The organism is Streptomyces racemochromogenes (genome assembly GCF_044129415.1).
Classification (GTDB): domain Bacteria; phylum Actinomycetota; class Actinomycetes; order Streptomycetales; family Streptomycetaceae; genus Streptomyces; species Streptomyces racemochromogenes_A.
Map to the genome: position 1 here is coordinate 29,243 of NZ_JBBDHD010000039.1, position 19,713 is coordinate 48,955.

5 protein-coding genes are annotated in these 19,713 nt (G+C 74.9%); all 5 read right to left on the bottom strand.

From position 1 onward, the window contains the following. Positions 1 to 3 precede the first annotated feature (3 nt). Genes WDV06_RS17375 through WDV06_RS17395 form a run of 5 tightly spaced genes read right to left on the bottom strand, consistent with a single transcriptional unit; the run spans position 4 to position 19,631 of the window. A complete protein-coding gene (locus WDV06_RS17375; protein ID WP_395510662.1) occupies positions 4 to 8,799 on the bottom strand; it encodes a non-ribosomal peptide synthetase in 8,796 nt (2,931 codons plus the stop codon). Next, complete coding sequence (locus WDV06_RS17380; RefSeq protein ID WP_395510663.1) at positions 8,796 to 16,598, bottom strand: amino acid adenylation domain-containing protein; 7,803 nt, start codon at positions 16,596 to 16,598, stop codon at positions 8,796 to 8,798. The genes WDV06_RS17375 and WDV06_RS17380 overlap by 4 nt, the downstream gene beginning before the upstream one ends. Before the next feature lie 44 nt (positions 16,599 to 16,642). Next, positions 16,643 to 17,851 (bottom strand): NAD(P)/FAD-dependent oxidoreductase, encoded by a 1,209-nt coding sequence (locus WDV06_RS17385; protein ID WP_395510664.1) that lies wholly within the window; start codon positions 17,849 to 17,851, stop codon positions 16,643 to 16,645. Further along, complete coding sequence (locus WDV06_RS17390) at positions 17,848 to 18,066, bottom strand: phosphopantetheine-binding protein (protein WP_395510665.1); 219 nt, start codon at positions 18,064 to 18,066, stop codon at positions 17,848 to 17,850. The genes WDV06_RS17385 and WDV06_RS17390 overlap by 4 nt, the downstream gene beginning before the upstream one ends. Then, positions 18,066 to 19,631, bottom strand: a complete 1,566-nt coding sequence (locus WDV06_RS17395; RefSeq protein WP_395510666.1) for an amino acid adenylation domain-containing protein — start codon at positions 19,629 to 19,631, stop codon at positions 18,066 to 18,068. Before WDV06_RS17395 ends, WDV06_RS17390 begins: the two co-directional genes overlap by 1 nt. Positions 19,632 to 19,713: the final 82 nt, after the last annotated feature.

Genomic DNA, 19,713 nt, shown 5'->3' on the forward strand with positions numbered 1-19,713 from the left:
TCCTCATACGAACATCTGGCGCAGACTGGGGCGGCGCGGAACGGCCGATTCCTCCAGCCACGGGGCGAGCGCGGCCACGGTCGGCAGGTCGAAGATCTTGCGGATGGGTATCTCCAGCCCCATCTCGGCGCGGGCGCGGCTGATCAGCCGGGTGGCGAGCAGGGAGTGCCCGCCGAGCTCGAAGAAGCCGTCGTCGATGCCGACCCGCTCCAGCCCGAGCACCTCGGCGAACAGCGCGGCCAGGGCCTCCTCGCGGGCGCTGCGGGGCGCACGGTAGGGGGCGGCGCCGGTGAGCTCCGGCTCGGGCAGCGCGGCCCGGTCGAGCTTGCCGTTGGGCATCAGCGGCAGCCGGTCCAGGAGGACGAAGGCCGAGGGCACCATGAACTCGGGCAGCCGCTCGGCGGTGAACCGGCGCAGCTCCTCGGCGTCCACGGCGGCCCCCGCGTCCGCGCCGTCCGCCGGCACCGCGTAGGCGACGAGCCGGCTGCCGGAACCGGGCGCCGCCTGCCGGGCGGTGACGGCCGCCTGGGCGACGCCGGGGTGCGCGGTGAGCGCGGCCTCGACCTCGCCGGGTTCGATGCGGAAGCCGCGCACCTTGACCTGCGCGTCGCCGCGGCCGGCGTACTCCAGCTGCCCGTCGGCGTTCCAGCGGGCCAGGTCGCCGGTGCGGTACATGCGCGAGCCGGCCGGGCCGAACGGGTCGGCCACGAAGCGGTCGGCCGTCAGGGGGGCGCGGCCCTGGTAGCCGCGGCCCACGTTCCCTCCGACGTACAGCTCGCCGACGGCGCCCTGGGGCAGCGGTGCCAGGTCGGGGCCGAGGACGTAGGCCCGCATGTTGCCGAGCGGGGTGCCGACGGGCGCGCTGCCGGGCCGGCCCGCGCCGCCCTCGGGGACGGTGTGGGCGGTGGCGTAGAAGGACTCGCTCTGCCCGTAGGCGTTGACGACCCGGACGCCGGGGAAGGCCTCCCGCACCCGGTCGACGAGCGAGGAGGGCAGGGCCTCGCCGGCGAAGACGAGCGTCTCCACCCCGGTGCGGCCGGCGAGGGCGTCGACGAGTTCGGCGAAGGCGGAGGGGACGGTGGAGACGACGGCGCCGTTCCAGCCCTCCGCGCGCTCGCCCAGGACCAGGACGTCCCGGACCAGTTCGACGACCCCGCCGGAGGCCAGGGTGGTGAAGAGCTCGAACACCGAGACGTCGAAGTTGACGGAGGTGCCCGCGAGGAGCCGCTTGCCGGGTGCCATCCCCACGCGGGGGGCGAGCTCCAGCACCCCGTTGACGATGTTCGCGTGGCTGATGGCGACGCCCTTGGGCCGGCCCGAGGAGCCGGAGGTGTACATCACGTACGCCAGCTGGTCCGCGTGGACCGCCGGGAGGGGTGCGGCGTCCGGGGAGGGGCCGCGGGCGTCGAGGGCGTCGAGGGTGTCGAGGAGGAGGTCGGGGGCGTCGTGCTCCGGCAGGACGGGGAGCGTCGCGGCGTCGGTGAGCACCAGGCGGGGGCGGGCCTCGGCGAAGATGGCCGCCAGGCGCCGGCTGGGGTAGCGGGGGTCGACCGGCAGGTACGCGCCGCCCGCCTTGAGGACGGCGAGCAGGGCGACGACCAGGTCCGCCGTGCGCGGCAGGGCGAGGGCCACGAGGGACTCCCGTCCCACGCCGCGCCGGGCCAGTTCGCGCGCCAGGCCCTCGGCCCGGGCGTCCAGCTCGGCGTACGTGAGGGACGCGTCGGGCGCGACCAGGGCCACCGCGTCGGGGGTCCGGGCGGCCTGGGCGGCGACGAGCCCGCCGACGGTGGTGTCCGGGGTGGGCACGGCGGTGGCGTTGAAGGCGGTGAGCAGCCGGTCGCGTTCGGCCGGGTCCAGGACGTCGAGCCGGGCGACCTCCAGCTCCGGGGTGGCCGCCAGCTGCCGCAGGACGCGTACGAGGCGGTCTGCGATGACCTCCACCGCGTCCCGGCCGAAGACGCCCGGCGCGTACTGGAAGACGAGCTGGAGGTGCGGGTCGGCCGCCGCCATCAGGGCGAGCGGGTAGTTGGTGGCCGTGGCGGGGCGCAGGCCCGTGAAGGCGATCCCGCCGGCGGCGGCGCCGGCGGCGGCCAGGCCCTCCCGGTCCACGGGGTAGGACTCGAAGACGAACAGGGTGTCGAAGAGGGACTGCCGGCCGACGGCCCGCTGGATCTCGGTGAGGCCGCGGTGGTGGTGCTCCAGCAGGCGGGCCTGCCGGTCCTGGAGCCGGGTGAGGACCTCGGCGAGGGTGTCGCCGGGCGCGTACGCGACGCGTACGGGGAGGGTGTTGATGAACATCCCGACCATGGCGTCGACGTCCGCCACGGCGGGCGGGCGTCCGGAGACGGTGGCGCCGAACACCACGTCGCGGCGGCCGGTGAGCCGGCCGAGCAGCAGCGCCCAGGCACCCTGGACCAGGGTGTTGAGGGTGACGCCCAGTTCGGCGGCGCGGGACGCCAGGGCGCGCGCCTCGCCGGCCGGGAGGTCCACGTCGAGCTGGGCGACGCCCTCGTCGCCGATGCCCTGGGAGCCGGGGGCGAGCAGGGTGGGCTCCTCGGCCCCGTCGAGTTCGGCCGTCCACGCGCGGGCGGACTCCTCCTCGTCCTGCAGGGCGCGCCAGGCCAGGAAGTCGCCGAAGCCGGGGGCCCCGGGCAGGGCGGCCGGGTCGCCGCGGGAGCCGTAGAGCAGCAGCAGGTCCCGCATGAGCAGGGGGGTGGACCAGCCGTCGAACAGGACGTGGTGGGAGGTCATCACGAGTTCGGCGCGGCCGGGTTCCGGCGTGACGAGGGAGAGCCTGAAGAGCGGGGGCGCGTCCACGTCGAAGTGGGCGGCGCGGTCCTCGGCGAGGAAGCCCTCGAACGCGGCGGTCCGCGCGTCCTCGGCGACCGCGGCCAGGTCGAGGTGCCGCCAGGGCAGGGTCACCCCTTCGGCCGGTACGACCTGGACGACGTCGCCGTCGGCCCGGTCGGCGTACGCGGCGCGCAGCACGGGGTGGCGGTCCAGCAGGGCCTGGCCGGCGCGGCGCATGCGCTCCGGGTCGACGTCGCCGGAGAGGTGGAAGACGAGCTGGTTGTGGTACGGGTCGAACGAGGTTCCGGCGAGCTGCGTGTGGAAGAGCATCCCGGCCTGGGTCGGGGTCGCCGGCCAGATCTCGGCCAGCCTGCCGTAGCGGGCCTCCCAGGTGTCGATCTCCTGCTGGGTCACCTTCACGAGCGGTGCGTCGGACGGGGTCATCCCGCCGGCGCCGGGGGTGTCGGCGTGCGCGGCCAGGGCGGTCAGCGCCCCGACCCACAGTCCGGCCAGCCCGGTCGCCTCCTCGCGGGAGAGCACCTGGGGGGAGAAGGCGAAGGAGGCGGTGAGTTCCTCGCCCCCGGGGCCGGGGACGGCCACCGCGTCGATCTCCAGGACGGACGACGGGTCCGGGGCGGTGGCGGGGTGCGGGTGCGCGGGGTCGGGTGCCCAGCCCAGGCCGCGGAGGTCCTCGGGCAGCTGCTCGGCGGCGGAGGGCCGGCCGCGGTAGGTGAACCCGATGCGCGGTGCGGCGGCGCCGTCGTGTCCGGCCGCGGCCCGCACCTGCTCCTTGACGGCCTTCAGGGCCCGGCCGGCGGCCGGTCCGCCGGCGAGCGCGTCGGCGAGGTCGACGCCGGCCAGGTCCAGCCGGGCGGGGACGTCCGGGGTGAACCATCCGACGGTGCGGGACAGGTCGGCGCCGGGCACCCGCTGCCCGTCCCGGTCCCGCCCCTCCAGGCGGACCGTCGCCGGGGTCCCCGGCAGGCCGCCGCTCTCCCCGTGGCGGGCCAGTGCCAGTGCGAGCGCGGTGACCAGGCCGTCCTCGGCGCCGGCGCGGAACAGCGCGGGCAGCCGGTCCAGCAGGGCCGCCGTGACCCGCGCCGGGACCCGGACCCGGACCGTGTCAGCGGTGGGGGCGGGGCCGCGCCCCGGATCCGGCTGCGGCGCCCCGAGCGGGTGCTCCTCCTCGTAGGGGGCCGGCTGCGGGCGGGCGGGCGCGGCGTCGGCCAGGGCGTGGGCCCACCGGCGGTACGAGGTGCCCGTCCGGGGCAGCTCCGGGGTGCGGCCCCCGCGCGCCTGCTGCCCGGCGCGGACCAGGTCGGCGAGCAGGACCGGCCACGACGCCCGGTCCACGACGAGGCGGTGCGCGACGATCAGCAGCCGGTCGGCGCCCGTGTCGGGGGTGAGCCGGACGAACTGGGCCATGACGCCCGCGTCCGGGTCCAGACGGCCCGCCGCGGCGTCGAGCTCGGCCTGGACGTCGTCGCCGCGGACCTCCCTCAGCAGGGCGTCGGCGTCGACGCCGCCGGGCGGCTCGACGAGCAGGGCAGGCCCGTCCCGGTCGAGCCGGGCGCGCAGTACGTCGTGCCGGTCCAGCAGGGCCCGTACCGCCGCGGCCAGTTCCGCGCGGCCGACCCCCTCGGGCAGGGTCAGCACCCGGGCGGTGCACAGCCGGCCGAGGGCGTCGCCGTGCGCGAGGAGGCGTGCGGCCGCCGGGGGCAGTGGGGCCCGGCCGACGGCGCCGCCGGGCAGTTCGGGCAGGGCGGGGGTCTCCTCGTCCCGCTCGTCGACCAGTTCCGCGAGCCGGGCGGCCGTGCGGTGTTCGAAGATCTCCCGCACGGTGATCGTCATGCCGCGGGCCTTGGCGCGGGCGACGACCCGGATGGAGCGGATGCTGTCCCCGCCGAGGGCGAAGTAGTCGTCGTCGACGCCGACCCGTTCCAGGCCCAGCACGTCGGCGAAGAGGGCGCAGAGGGCCTCCTCGCGCGGGTTGCGCGGCGCCCGGCCGGTCGAGACCCGGGCGTAGTCCGGTACCGGGAGGGCCCGCCGGTCGAGCTTGCCGTTCGGGGTCAGCGGGATCCGCGAGAGCGGCACGAGCGCGGTGGGCACCATGTAGTCCGGGAGGCGTCCGCGCAGGTACTCGGGGAGCCGGGCCAGCAGCGGGCCGACCGCCTTGGCGAGGGCGGGGTCGTTCGTCCGGATCCGCCCGCCGCCGGGGGCGGCGGTGAAGGCGCCGGTGACGATCCGCGCCCCGGGCTGCGGGGCGGCCAGCAGGAGCAGGTCGAAGCGGTGCGGGTCCTCCCCGGACCAGGTGACGACCGCGTCCCGGCCGTGGGCGCGGGCCGCGCGGCGCAGTGCCTCCGGGTCGGCGGGGGCGGCGGCCGGGGCGGGCGCGGGGTCGAGGACGCCCGCCGTGACGGCGGCGGCGGACTCCTCGGCCAGCCGGGCGTTGGGGATCCCCGTCACCCGCAGGGGGCCCGTCCGGTCCACCCGCAGGGCCAGTTCGGCGAGGTCGGACTCCCGGCCCTGCCAGGGCACGGCCGGTACGCCGGCCAGGTCGAGGGCGTCGGCCGGCTCCTTGTGCAGGACGACCTCGTAGCGGTGCCGGGTCAGCTCGTTGTGCGCGTCCGCCGCCTTCAGCCGGATGTCGACGGCGACGGGGCGGCCCCGCGCCCATTCCGTGAACCACTCGGGGGCGACGACCAGTTCCCGTTCGGCGAGCAGGGCCTTCTCCACCAGGCTGCGCAGTTCTCCGGGCGCCGCGTACGGGTGGGCGGCGCGCTGCGTCGCGGTGAGCAGCGTCCGCAGGGTCGCGGCGTTGCGGACGTCGCCGACGATCACCCGGCCGCCGGGCGCGAGCAGGTCCATGACCCGGGCCAGCACCCGGTCGAGGTAGCCGGCGCCGGGGAAGTACTGCACCACCGAGTTGAGGACGACGGTGTCGAACGCGCCGCGGGGCAGCCCGGAGACGTCGTCCGCGGCCTGGGCGCTCAGCCGGACCCGATCGCCGTGGCCGGCCTGTTCGGCCTGCCGGCGGACGCGGTCGACGACGGTGGCGGAGATGTCGGTGCCCCAGTACTCCTCGACCTCGCCGACGATCTTCGCCAGGAGCAGGCCGGAGCCGACGCCGATCTCCAGCACCCGGCGGGGCGCGTACCGCAGCACCTGCGCCACGGCGGCGTCCTGCCACTCCCGCATCTGCTCGCGCGGGATGGGGTCGCCGTCGTAGGAGGAAGTCCACAGGTCGAAGTCCTCGCCGAGCGCCTCGTCGCCGGAGCCGGCGTACGTCTCGTCGTAGACCTGGCGCCATTCGTCGACCTGGTCGTCGGCGTCGGCGGCCGCGGCGTCCGGGTCGGGGACCACGTAGCCCACGAGCCGCTTGTCGTCCTCGCGGTCCTCGCGCACCACGACCACGGCCTGGGCCACGCCGGGGTGGGCGGCCAGGGCCTTCTCGATCTCGCCCAGTTCGATGCGGAAGCCGCGCACCTTCACCTGGAAGTCGGTGCGCCCGAGGTATTCCAGGCGGCCGTCGGCGGACCAGCGCACCAGGTCGCCGGTGCGGTACATGCGGGCGCCGGCGGGGCCGAACGGGCAGGCCGTGAAGCGCTCGGAGGTCAGGTCCGGGCGGCCCTGGTAGCCGCGCGCCAGACCGTCTCCGGCAATGTACAGCTCGCCCTGGACCCCGCGCGGGACGGGGTTCAGCCGGGCGTCCAGGACGTACACCCGCGTGTTTCCGATCGGGGTGCCGATCGACACGCCGGTCCCGGCCGCGACGGGCGCCAGGGTGGACCAGATGGTGGTCTCGGTGGGGCCGTACACGTTGAACACCTCGGCGGCGCCGTCGGCGAGGGTCCCGGCCAGCCTGGCGGGGAGGGCCTCGCCGCCGGTGAGGACCCGCAGGCCCCGGGCGGCGTCCGGCTCGTACTGGAGCAGCACCTGCCAGAACGCCGGGGTCGCCTGGACCACGGTGACCCGGTGGCGGCGCAGCACGGCCGCGACCTGTGACGGGTCGGAGAGGGTGTCCTTGCCGGCGAGGACCACGGCCGCGCCGTGGACCAGCGGGAGGTACAGCTCCAGGGCCGCGATGTCGAAGGAGACCGTGGTCACGGCGAGCCACCGGTCGGCGGGGGACAGCGGGACCGTCCGGCCCAGGGTGGCGAGGAAGTTGTCCAGGGCTCCGCGCGGGACGGCGACGCCCTTGGGGTTGCCGGTGGAGCCCGAGGTGTAGATGACGTACGCGGTGTGGTCCGGGCGGACCCGCGGGACGGGCGCCGGGCCGGGCCGGACGGCGCCGTCCCGGGCGGCGGCCATGGTCTCGGCGTCGAGGACGAGCGCCGGGCGGGAGTCGGCGAGGATGTACTCGATGCGCGCCTGCGGGTGGTCCGGGTCGACGGGGACGTAGGCCGCGCCCGTCCTGAGGACCGCGAGCAGGGCGACGACGAGGTCCGCCGAGCGGGGCAGGCGGACGGCGACCAGGGATTCGGGGCCCACCCCGCGGCCGGTGAGCCAGTGCGCCAGCCGGCCGGCCCGCGCTTCGAGCTCGGCGTAGGTCAGCGTCTCGTCCTCGGCGAGGACGGCGGGGGCGTCGGGTGACGTGCGGGCGTGGCGGGCGACGGCCTCCACCAGACCGGGTTCCAGGGTGGGTCCGGCCGTGTCGTTGGCCGTGTCGAGCAACCACCGGCGCTCGTCCGCGTCGAGGACGTCGAGGTCGGCGACGCGCAGGGCGGGGTCGGCCACCGCCTGCTCCAGGATGCGGACGAACCGGTCGACGACGGCGACGGCCGTGGAGTGGTCGAACAGTTCGGCCGCGTACTCCAGGCGGCCGTGCGCGCGCCCGGAGGCGTCCGGGACGATGTTGAAGAACAGGTCGAACTTGGCGGTGTCGGTGCCCAGGGCGACGGGGGTGACCCGCAGTCCGGGCATCCGGATCTCCGGCCAGACGAACTGCCACGCCAGCATCACCTGGAACAGCGGCTGGTAGGAGGTGGAGCGGTCCAGGCCGATCAGTTCCACGAGCCGCTCGAAGGGGACGTCCTGGTGGTCGTACGCGGCGAGGGCCTTGTCCCGGGCCTGGTCCAGCAGGTCGCCGAAGGAAGGGTTGCCCGACAGGTCGGCGCGCAGGACCCAGGTGTTGACGAAGAACCCGATGAGTTCGGACAGCGCTTCCTCGGTGCGGCCCTCGATGGGGCTGCCGATGGTGACGTCCTCGCCGCCGCCCAGCTTGTGCAGCAGGACGGCCAGCGCGGCCTGGGCGGCCATCGGGGCGGTGGCGCCGTGTTCGGCGGCCAGCTTCGAGAGCCGGCCGACCAGTCCGGGTTCCAGCTCGAAGGAGACGTGGCCGCCGCGGTGGCTCGCCACGGCCGGGCGGGGCCGGTCCAGCGGCAGGTTCACCGGCTGCGGCACGTCGGCCAGTTCGCGGCGCCAGTAGTCCAGCTGGCCCGCCGCGATGCTCTCGGGGTCCTCCTCGTCGCCCAGCAGCTGCTGCTGCCAGAGCGTGTAGTCCTTGTACTGGACGGGGAGCGGCTCCCAGTCCGGCCCGCTGCCGGCGTGGCGGGCGGCGTAGGCCTGCGTCAGGTCGCGCAGGAACGGGCCCATCGAGGCGCCGTCGGCCGCGATGTGGTGGAAGACGAACGCCAGGACGTGCTCCTGCGGTGCGATCCGCAGGACGGTGGCCCGCAGGGGCACTTCGGTGTCCAGGTCGAAGGGCTCGGCCACGGCCGCGCGCAGGGCGGCGTCCACCGCGTCGGCGGACACGTCGGCCACCCGCAGCCCCGGGTCGGCCTCCTGCGGCGAGAGGATCAGCTGCTCCGGCGTTCCGTCGGCGTCCTCGGTGATCAGGGTGCGCAGGCTCTCGTGCCGGGTGACGACGTCGCGCACCGCCGCGGCCAGGGCGTCCGTGTCCAGGGGCCCGTCGAGGCGCAGCACGAACGGGATGTTGTAGGTCGCGGACGGGCCCTCCAGGCGGTGGAGGAACCACATCCGGCGTTGCGCGAAGGACAGCGGGATCATCGGGCCTGCTCCGATACGGTCGTCTGCCCCAGTCGGGGGCGCAGCTGGGGGCGGTTCGACGTCGACCCGGCCAGTTCCGCGATCCGCTCCGCCAGCCGGGCGACGGTCGGGTTGCGGAACACGGTCGTGACCTTCACGTCGACGTCGAGGGCGTTGCGGACGCGTCCGGTGAGCCGGGTGGCCAGCAGCGAGTGCCCGCCGTGGTCGAAGAAGTCGACGTCGATGCCGATCTCCTCCACGCCCAGCAGTTCGGCGAACAGCCGGCAGAGGACTTCCTCGGTGGGGTTGCGCGGGCCCCGTCCGGCCCCGGTCCGGGCGGGCAGGTCGGGTGCGGGCAGCGCCTTGCGGTCGAGCTTGCCGCTGGGGGTGGAGGGGAGCGCGGCGAGCGGGACGACCGCCGAGGGCACCATGTACTCCGGCAGGTGCTCGCGGGCCAGGTCCGTCAGGGCCGCCGGGTCCAGCCCCTGCGGGGTCCGGCCGGCCGCCGGGACGGCGTAGACGACCAGGCGCTGGTCGCCGGGCCGGTCCTCCCGGACCAGGGCCACGGCGGTCTCGACGTCCGGGTGCGCGGCGATCGCCTGCTCGATCTCGCCGAGCTCGATGCGGAAGCCGCGGAGCTTGACCTGGAAGTCGGAGCGGCCGATGTACTCGACCTGCCCGTCGGCGTTCCAGCGGACGACGTCGCCGGTGCGGTACATCCGGCCGCCGGGCTCGCCGAACGGGCAGGCGACGAAGCGCTCCGAGGTGAGGCCGGTCTGGCCGAGGTAGCCGCGGGCGAGTCCGGTGCCGGCCAGGTACAGCTCCCCGGGGACGCCGGGGGCGACCGGGCGCAGCGCGGCGTCGAGCACGTACACCCGGGTGTTCCACACCGGTGCGCCGATCGGGACCCGCTGCGCGCCGGGTACGTGGCGGTGGGCCGTGACCTCGACGGAGGCCTCGGTGGGTCCGTAGAGGTTGTACACGCCGAGTCCGGGCAGGAGGGCGGCGACCTTGTTGGCCAGGGCGGGCGGGAAGGCCTCGCCGGCGACCTCGATCCAGCGCAGGCTGTCGCAGTCCGCGGCGGCGGGTTCGGCCGCGAAGGCCTCCAGCAGGGAGGGGACGAAGTCCGCGCCGGTCACCCGCTCGCGCCGGATCAGGTCGGCGAGGTAGGCGGGGTCGCGGCGGCCGTCCGGGCGGGCGATGACCACGGCGGCGCCGGTCTGGAGCGGTGCGAAGATCTCGGGGACCGAGACGTCGAAGCTCGCCGTCGTGCTGAGCAGGACCCGGTCCTCGGGGGTGACGTCGAAGTGGGACAGGCCCCACCTGAGCCGGTTCATGATCGCCCGGTGGGCCACCTGGACCCCCTTGGGGCGGCCGGTGGAGCCGGAGGTGAAGATGACGTACGCGGCGTGGTCCGGGGAGAGGACGCGTACGGGGTCCGTGTCCGGGTAGCCGGAGACGTCCGGGAGGTCGGCGTCGAGGACGAGCAGCGGCTTCGCGCCGTCCAGGACGAGCCGTACCCGGTCCTCGGGCAGTTCGGTGTCGACGGGGACGTAGGCGGCCCCGGACTTCACGACGGCGTGGATCGCCACCATCAGGTCCACGGAGCGGGGGACCTTGACGGCGACCAGCCGCTCGGGGCCCGCGCCCTGCTCCACCAGCCAGTGCGCCAGCCGGTTGGCGCGGCGGTTGAACGCGTCGTAGGTGAGGGTCTCGTGCTCGCCGATCAGCGCGACGCGGTCGGGGGTGCGCCGGACCTGCGCCTCGAACGCGCCGGGCAGGGTGTCCTCGGCCACGGGGTGCGCGGTGTCGTTGACCTGTTCGACCAGCCGGTGGCGTTCGTCCGCCGAGAGCACGTCCACGGCGCCGACGGGGGTGGCGGGGTCTTCGAGGACCTGTTCCAGCACCCGGACGAGCCGGGCGGCGACGGCCTCGGCCGCGGCGCGGTCGAAGAGGGTGGTCTGGTAGTCGAGGGACAGCCGCAGGTAGGGGTCGGAGGAGTTGAGGGTGAGCGGGTAGTGCGAGCCGGCGAAGGGGCGGATGGCGTCGATGGTGAAGCCCGCCGACTCGTTGGCCTCGACTATGCCCTCGCGGTCGATCGGGTAGTTCTCGAAGACGACGATGGTGTCGAACAGGGAGGGCAGTCCGACGCCGCGCTGGATGTCGGCCAGGCCGTAGTAGTGGTGGTCGAGGAGGGAGACCTGCCGGTCCTGGAGGTCGGTGACGACCTCGCGCACGGTGTCGCCCGGCCGGCAGCGGACGCGGGTGGGCAGGGTGTTGATGAACAGGCCGACCATCTCGTCGGAGCCGGCGAGGTCCGCGGGGCGGCCGTTGACGGCGGCGCCGAAGACCACGTCCTGCTGCCCGGTCAGCTTCGACAGGACGACCGCCCAGGCGCCCTGGAGGAGGGTGTTGAGCGTGACGCCGAGTTCGGCGGCGCGGCGGGCGAGTTCGCGGCCCTGGTCGATGGAGAACGGGACCTCGACGCGGCCGAGGGCCGTGGCCTCCCCTTCGGCGGTGCGGTCCGAGGCGACGAGGGTCGGCTGTTCGAAGCCGTCGAGCTCCTGCCTCCACCGGGTGGCGGAGGCCTCCCGGTCCTGGCGGGAGAGCCAGGCCAGGTAGTCGCCGTAGCCGCGGACGGGGGCGAGCTCTGCGTCGCCGGCGTACAGCCGGACCAGGTCCTTGATGACCAGCGGTGAGGACCAGCCGTCGAAGAGGGTGTGGTGGGCGGTGACGATGAGCTTGGCCCGCTCGGGTCCGCAGGTGAGCAGGGCCAGGCGGATGAGCGGCGGCCGGGTGGGGTCGAGCTGGTCGGCCCGGTCCTCGGCGAGGGCCCGGTCGAGCGCCGCGTCCTGCTCGGCCTCGCCGCGGCCGGTCAGGTCGAGGTGCCGCCAGGGTACGGCGACGTGCTCGGCCACGACCTGGACCGGGTCGCCGCCGGCGGCGGCGAGGAACGCGGAGCGCAGGTTCGGGTACCGGTCGAGGAGCGCCTGCCCGGCCGCCCGCATGCGGTCCGGGTCGACGGGTCCGGACAGGTGGAGCACGAACTGCATGTGGTAGACGTCGAAGGTGCCGTCGGCGAGCGCCGCCTGGAACTGGATGCCGGACTGGCCGGGGGCCTGCGGCCACACCTCGGCGAGGCGGCCGTAGCGCTCCTCCCACTGCTCGATCTCCTGCTGCGTCACGGCGACGAGCGGGGCGTCGGAGGGGGTGAGCCCGCCGGCCTGGGGGCGGGCGGCGTACGCGGCCATGCCGTGCAGCACCTCGACCCACAGGTCGGCCAGTTCGCGGGCGCGGGCGCGGGAGAGCACGCCGGTGGGGAACATGAAGACGGTCTGGAGGCGGGGGCCGTCGCCGGTGTCGGTGACGACCGAGTTGACCTCCAGCGCGGACAGCGCGGGCAGGTCCGGGTCGGGCAGCGGGATCAGCTCGGAGGACCAGTCGGACGGGGCCCAGCCCTGGCCGCGCAGGTGCTCGGGCACGTCCGAACCGGAGATCCGGCCCAGGTAGTTGAAGCCGATCTGCGGGGCGGCGTACTCCTCCAGGCGGTCCGCGGTCTCCTCGTTGAGCCAGCGCAGCAGGCCGTAGCCGAGGCCCTTGCCGGGGACGGCCCGCAGCTGTTCCTTGACGAGTTTGACGGCCCGGCCGGCCGCGGGGCCGCCGGCCAGGACGCCGGCCGGGTCCACGCCCCCGACGTCGACCCGGGCCGGGTACATGCTGGTGAACCAGCCGACGGTGCGGGAGAGGTCGGCGCCGGGGACGGCGTCCTCCTCGCGGCCGTGGCCCTCCAGCCGGACCAGGGTCGAACGGTCGTCCCCGCGCCAGCGGTTCACCGCGAGGGCGAGGGCGGCGAGCAGCACGTCGGTGCCGGTGGCCCTGAACGCGGCGGGGAGCCGGGTCAGCACGGCCTCGGTGACCTCGGCGGGCAGCCGCACCCGTACGGTGTCGAGGGTGGCCATCGTGTCGACGGCCGGGTCGAAGGCCCGCTCCCCCAGCGGGAGGTTGGCCGACTCCAGCACGTCGCGCCAGTGGTCCAGCTCCTCCTCCCGCTCCGGGGAGATCGCCTCGGACGCCAGGGCCGCCGCCCAGCCGCGGGCGGAGGTGGCGACGGCGGGCAGCTCGGGGGTCCGCCCGGAGCGGACCTCCTGCCAGGCCTCGGCGAGGTCGGAGACGAGGATGCGCCAGGAGACCCCGTCCACGACGAGGTGGTGCAGGACCATGAGGAGCCGGCCTTCGCCGGAGTCCGCGGCGAACCAGACGAAGTCGGCCATGGTGCCGGCGGCGGGGTCGAGGCGGCCGGCCGCGCGGTCCAGTTCCGCCTTCGCCGCGTCGAGCGCCGCGGGGTCGTCCCAGCCGCCGGGCACGGGTACGCGGCGGATGAGGTCCGCGGCCCGTACGGTGCCCTGCGGGCCCACGACGAGGGAGGGCCCGTCCGCGCCGTGCACCAGCCGGGAGCGCAGGAGGTCGTGGCGGTCGAGGACGGCGTCGAGGACGGCGGCCAGCCCGGCCCCGTCGATGCCCTGGGGCAGGTCCAGCACGAGGGACATGGCGAAACGGTTCATCCCGCCGCCGTGCTCGAACACGTGCCGGGCGACCGGCTGGAGCGGCAGCGGACCGATGCCGCCGCCCTCCGGCTCGGCGAGGACGGGCACCGGGTCGCGGCGGTCGGCGGCCGCCTCGGCCAGCCGGGCCGCCGTACGGCACTCGAAGATCTCCCGGGTGGTGAGGTCCAGGCCCCTGGCGCGGGCCCGGGCCACGACCTGGATGGAGCGCAGGCTGTCGCCGCCGACGGCGAAGAAGTCGTCGTCGACGCCGACCCGGTCGACGCCGAGCACGTCCGCGTACGCGGCGGTGATGATCTTCTCGGCCTCGGTGCGCGGCTCCCGGTAGGCCCCGCCCAGGTACTCCGGTTCGGGCAGCGCCGAGCGGTCCAGCTTGCCGGTCGGGCCGAGCGGCAGCCGACCGACGGCCACGAAGGCCGAGGGCACCATGTAGTCGGGCAGCCGGGCGGAGACGAACGCGCGCAGTTCGGCGGCCGAGGCGCCGGCCTGGACGTCCACGTCGCCGATGCCGCCGGCCCCGTCGTCGCCGACGGCCCCCTCGCCGGTGTGCACCACGTACGCGACGAGCCGCTTGCCGCCCGCGGGGGCCTCGCGGCCGATGACCACGGCCTCGGCGATGCCGGGGTGGGCGGTGAGCGCCGCCTCGACCTCGGCGGTCTCGATGCGGAAGCCGCGCACCTTGACCTGGCCGTCGCCGCGGCCGACGCACTCCAGCCGGCCCTGCGGGTTCCAGCGGGCCAGGTCGCCCGTGCGGTACATCCGCTCGCCCGGGGGGCCGAAGGGGTTGGCCACGAAGCGCTCGGCGGTCAGGCCCGGGCGGTCGTGGTAGCCGCGCCCCAGGCAGGTGCCGACCACGTACAGCTCCCCGATGACGCCCTGCGGGACGGGGGTGAGGCCCGGGCCGAGCACGTAGGCCCGCATGTTGCCGAGCGGGGTGCCGATGGGCGCGACCTCCCCCCGGTCCCACTCCTCGGAGGCGGCGAGGGCGAAGGCGGTGGCGTAGAAGCTCTCGCTCTGCCCGTAGGAGTTCACGATCCGTGCGCCGGGCAGGGCCTCGCGGACCTGGCGGACGAGCCGGGCGGGGAGCACGTCGCCCGCGAAGACGACCGCGCGGACGCCGGGCGCCTTGTCCAGGTGGCCGGCCAGTTCCCCGAGCACCGAGGGGACGCCGCTGAGGACGTGGCCGTCCCAGGCGTCCCGCTCGGCGAGCGCCAGCGCGTTCTCCACGAGTTCGGCGGTACCGCCGGTGGAGAGGGTGGTCAGCAGCTCGAAGACGGAGACGTCGAAGTTGACGGAGGTGCCGCACAGCATCTTCCAGCCGGGCGGTACGTCGAGGACGCGCACGAGTTCCCGTACGCCGTTGACCACGCCGCGGTGGGTGATGGCCGCGCCCTTGGGCTTGCCGGTGGAGCCGGAGGTGTACATGACGTACGCCAGGTTGTCCGGAGCCAGCGGCGCGGTCCGGCCGGCGTCGTCCGGGGCCCCCTCGGGGGTGTCCCAGGCGGCGCGCCCGTCGAGGCGGACGACGGGGACGTCGTGCTCCGGCAGGTCGCGGGCGGTCGCGGTGTCCGTGAGCACCAGGCGCGGGCGGGCCTCGGACAGCACGGTCCGGGCCCGGCCGGCGAGGTACTGCGGGTCCAGCGGCACGTAGCCGGCGCCGGACTTGAGGATGCCGAGCAGGCCGACGACGAGGTCCTCGGTGCGCGGCAGGGCCAGCGCGACCAGGTCCTCGGGCCCGGCCCCGTGCCGGATGAGCTCCCAGGCGACGGCGTTGGCCCGCTCGTCGAGCTCGCGGTAGGTCAGCGTGCGGCCGTCGTGGACCAGGGCCGGGGCGTCCGGCGTCCTGGCGGCCTGCGCCTCGAACAGCTGCGGGACGGTCAGCGGGGGCAGCTCGGCGGCGGTGTCGTTGTACCGGTCGAGCAGCAGCTTGCGTTCGGCGTCGCCGAGCACGTCGACGGCGCCCACGGTGCGGTCCGAGTCGGAGGTGAGGGCGCCGAGCACGCGGACGAAACGGGCCGCGAGGGACTCGACGGTGTCCCGGTCGAACAGGTCGGTGGCGTACTCCAGGCGGACGCCCGCCCCGCCCGAGGGCTCCGGGATCATGTTGAAGAACAGGTCGAACTTGGCCGTTCCGGTCTCCAGCGTCTTGGACTCGGCGTCGAGGCCGGCGAACTCCAGCCGTCCCAGGGGTTCCTGCCAGGCGAGCATCACCTGGAAGAAGGGGTGGTAGGCGGTGGACCGGTCGGGGTTGAGCAGTTCCACCAGCCGCTCGAAGGGGATGTCCTGGTTGTCGTAGGCGGCCAGGGCACGGTCGCGCACCCGCCGCAGCAGCTCGCGGAAGGTCGGGTTGCCGGAGAGGTCGACGCGCAGCACCCAGGTGTTGACGAAGAAGCCGACGAGGTCGCGCAGTTCCTCGTCGGTGCGGCCCGCGATCGGCGCGCCGATGGGGATGTCGTCGCCGCAGCCGAGGTGGTGCAGGAGCACCGCCAGCGCCGAGTGCATGACCATGGAGACGGTGATGTCCTGTTCGGCGGCCAGCTTCTCCACGGCGGCGAGCAGTTCGGGCTCGACCGGGAAGCGGACCAGGCCGCCGTCGGGGCGGGTCCGCTTGGGGCGCGGGCGGTCGGTGGGCAGGGCCAGCGGCTGTGCCATGCCGGCCAGGGCCTCGCGCCAGTAGGCCAGCTGCCCGGCGGCCAGGCTGTCGGGGTCGGACTCGTCGCCGAGCACGTCCTGCTGCCACAGCGTGTAGTCCGCGTACTGCACGGGGAGCGGCTCCCACGCCGGGGCCGCCCCCTCCCGGCGGGCCGCGTACGCGTCGGCGAGGTCGCGCAGCAGCGGTCCCAGGGACTCCCCGTCCAGGGCGATGTGGTGGACCACGAGCACCAGGGTGTGCTCGCGCGGGCCGGTCCGCAGGAGCGTGGCGCGGATCGGCACGTCGGCGGCCAGGTCGAAGGTCTCCTTGGCCGCCCGGTCGACGGCCGCCGCCCGCTCCCGCGGCGTGACCTCGATCGCCGGCAGGGCGATCGGCTGCTCCCCGGACGCCAGGACCCGCTGGTGCGGGACGCCGTCGTCGCCCTCGACGATCACCGTGCGGAGGACCTCGTGCCGGTCGACGACGTCGCGGAGCGCCGCCTCCAGCGCGCCCGCGTCCAGCTCACCGGTCAGCCGCAGGGCGAACGCGCCGTTGTAGGTCGGCGAAGGGCCTTCGAACCGGTCCACGAACCACAGCCGGCGCTGCGCGAACGACAACGGGATCATTGTGTCTCCAAATTCGGCGAACCAGGGAGCAGGTCGGTCGTCGCTCAGCTCTGGTCGAGCAAGGTCAAGAGTTCTTCGTTGTAGAAGTCGTCGATGGAAATCGCGCCGGACAGCGTGGAGAAGTACCGGTCGACGTGCTCTTGGTGGCCGACCAGCTTGCGCAGCATCTCGGTGCGCCCCTCGGGCTTGAGCTCGGCCACGTTGAGCGCGCCCTGGTACTGGCTGTGCGCCTCGTTGCCCAGTTCGCTCTCGTAGCGGCGCAGCGCGCGCCGGAGCGCGGCGTCCTCGTGCAGTCCGTCCCCGATGAGGTCGGTGAGCGACTGGGCCTGGACGAACGCCTCGGTGATCCCGCGGGCGGTGATGGAGTCCTTGTGGTTGACGGCGTCGCCGACCAGCACCCAGCCGGGCCCGTAGGCCTTGCGGAAGAAGTTCTCCTGGTGGCCCGTGCCGTACATCTGCTCCACGCGGCTGCCCGCGCGCATCCGCTCGTACAGGTCGGGGGCGGTGGTGCGGACGGCTTCGAGGTAGGCGGGCTCGACGTCCCTGCGGACCTCGTTGTAGTCGGCCTGCGGGAAGTACGTCATGATCAGCTTGAGGTCGTCGTTGGTGGGGACGGCGGCGACCCAGCGACCCGGCCGCTCGTACAGCTCGAAGCTGGAGGGGACCCCGGACCAGTAGCTGTAGTAGACGCAGGTGGCCCGCGGGTGCTCGATGACGTACGGGGCGCCGGCCTTGCGGGCCACCAGCGAGCGCATGCCGTCCGCGCCGACGACCAGGCGCGCCCGGGCGGTCGCCTCGGCCCCGCCGGGCGTGGTGTGGCGCACGCCGACGACGCGGTCGTCCTCGCGGAGCAGGTCGTTGACGGCGCAGCCCTCCCGGAACTCCACGCCGGCCGCCACGGCGCCCTCGGCGAGGATCGGGTCGAGCACGTAACGCCTGGGCGCGTACGTGGCCGTCAGCCCGTCCATCGGCAGGGAGAAGCCGTCGATGCGGACGCCGGGGCCCTCGTAGCGCTCGTGGGTGATGGGCGTGGCGCCCGTCTCGCGGATCCGCTCCAGCAGTCCCCACCGGTTCAGCAGGGCCACGCCCTGCATGTGGATGTAGTGCGAGGACAGCGTGTCCTGCGGGAAGCGGGCCTTCTCCAGCAGCAGGACGCGGTAGCCGCGCCGGGCGAAGAGCATGGCCGTCGGCGAGCCCGCGCAGCGGGCTCCGATGACGATGACGTCGTAGTCCTCCACGGCGGCGCCCCTCACCGGTGCGATTCGATGTAGGCGGAGATCGACGCGACCGTCGGGTTGAGGAACATCTGGTCCATCGGGACCTCGACGCCCAGCTCCTCGATGTAGGCGCCCTGGATCTTGGTCATGATCAGGGACTGGCCGCCGAGGGCGAAGAAGTCGTCGTCGGGGGCTATGTCGTCGCGCTGGAACTCCCGGCACCAGATGGCGCGCACACCGTCGGCAATCATCAGATTCCTCTCGCTATCGCGTCGGCCAGCGCCGCGCGGTCCACTTTTCCGTGCGGGCTGAGCGGGATCCGCGGGATGTTCCTGAACCTGGCCGGCACCATGTTCCGCGGCAGGTCCTCCAGGAGGCGGGCGCGCAGTTCGTCCTCGGCGAGGTCTTCGCCCGCCGGGACGACGAACGCGGACAGCTCCGCGTCGCCGGAGCCGGTGTACGTGACGGCGACGGCGGCCTCCCGGACCCCGGCCAGCCTGCCGAGCGCCCGCTCGACGTCGGCGGGGTCGATGCGCATGCCGCGCACCTTCACCTGTGCGTCGATCCGGCCGAGGACGACGAGGTCGCCGTCCTCGTTCACATAGCCGCGGTCGCCCGTGCGGTACAGCCTGCGGGGTGCCCCGTCGACCTCGACGGTCGTGAACTTCGCGTTCTCGGGGCCGGCGGCGCCCAGGTAGCCGGCGCCGACGCCGGTCCCGGAGATGCAGATCTCGCCCTGCTCCCCCGCCTCGACGGGGCGCAGCGCCTCGTCGAGGAGGTGGATGTCGGTGTTGTGGGCCGGCCTGCCGACCGGTGCGACCTCCTGCGCCCCGGGCCGGTGGCGGGCGAGGTCGTAGGAGGTCGCGACGTCCGTGCACTCGGCGACGCCGTACTGGTGCAGCAGGGTGCAGCCGTTGCCCTCGCGGCGCGCCCAGTGCGCGAGCCGTTCGGTCTTCAGCGGCTCGCCGCCGAAGAGGACGTAGTCGAGCCGGGTGAGGGCGTCGCCGCCGCGTGCGGTCTCCCAGTCCACCAGCAGGTACAGCGTGCTGGAGGCGCAGTGCACCGTGCGGATGTCGTGCTCGTCCAGCATCCGGTAGGCCAGCATGGGGTCGAAGTTGCGGCTCGCCATCAGGTACTGGGTCGCGCCGCAGAACAGCGGTGTCATCAGGGCGCGCTGGGAGAGGTCGAACCCGAAGGCGCTGACGACGAGGTTGTGCGACCCCGCGTGCAGGCCGTACTCCAGCTTCAGCCAGTTCATCAGGTTGAACCAGCCCTCGTGGCGCACGGCGGTCAGCTTCGGCGTGCCGGTCGACCCGGACGTGAAGACGGCGTAGCACACGTCGTCCCCGGTGACCTCGACGCCGGGGGAGGTCGCCGGGAGCGCCGCCAGCGGCGCGGCCAGCTCCTCGAAGCCGACGACCTCGACGGGCGCCGGCCCGATCAGCGGGGCCGTCGCCGGGGAGGCGACGATGAGGGCCAGTCCGGGGACCCGGTCCAGCAGCAGCCGGAGCCGGGCCGGCGGGTAGGCCGGGTCGAACGGTACGTAGGCGGCGCCCGCCTTCAGCGTCCCGAGGATGGCGACGAGCATGTCGGCCGAGTAGTCGAGGCACACGCCGACCGTGGCGCCGCGGCCGGCGCCGCGGGCGAGGAGGAGGTGCGCGAACCGGTTCGCCCGCGCGTCCAGCTCGGCGTACGTCACCCGGTGGCCCGCCCGGAAGACGGCGACGGCGTCGGGGGTGGCCCGCGCGTGCGCCTCGAACTGTCCGTGGACGACGGGTGCCGGGGGCAGGGCGACCCGCTTTCCCTGAAGGATCATCAACTGGCTCCGGTGTGAGGGGTGCCCGCCGGCGGGCCGCCGGCGCACCACGGGGACGGGGAGCGGACCGCGGGGCCGGGCG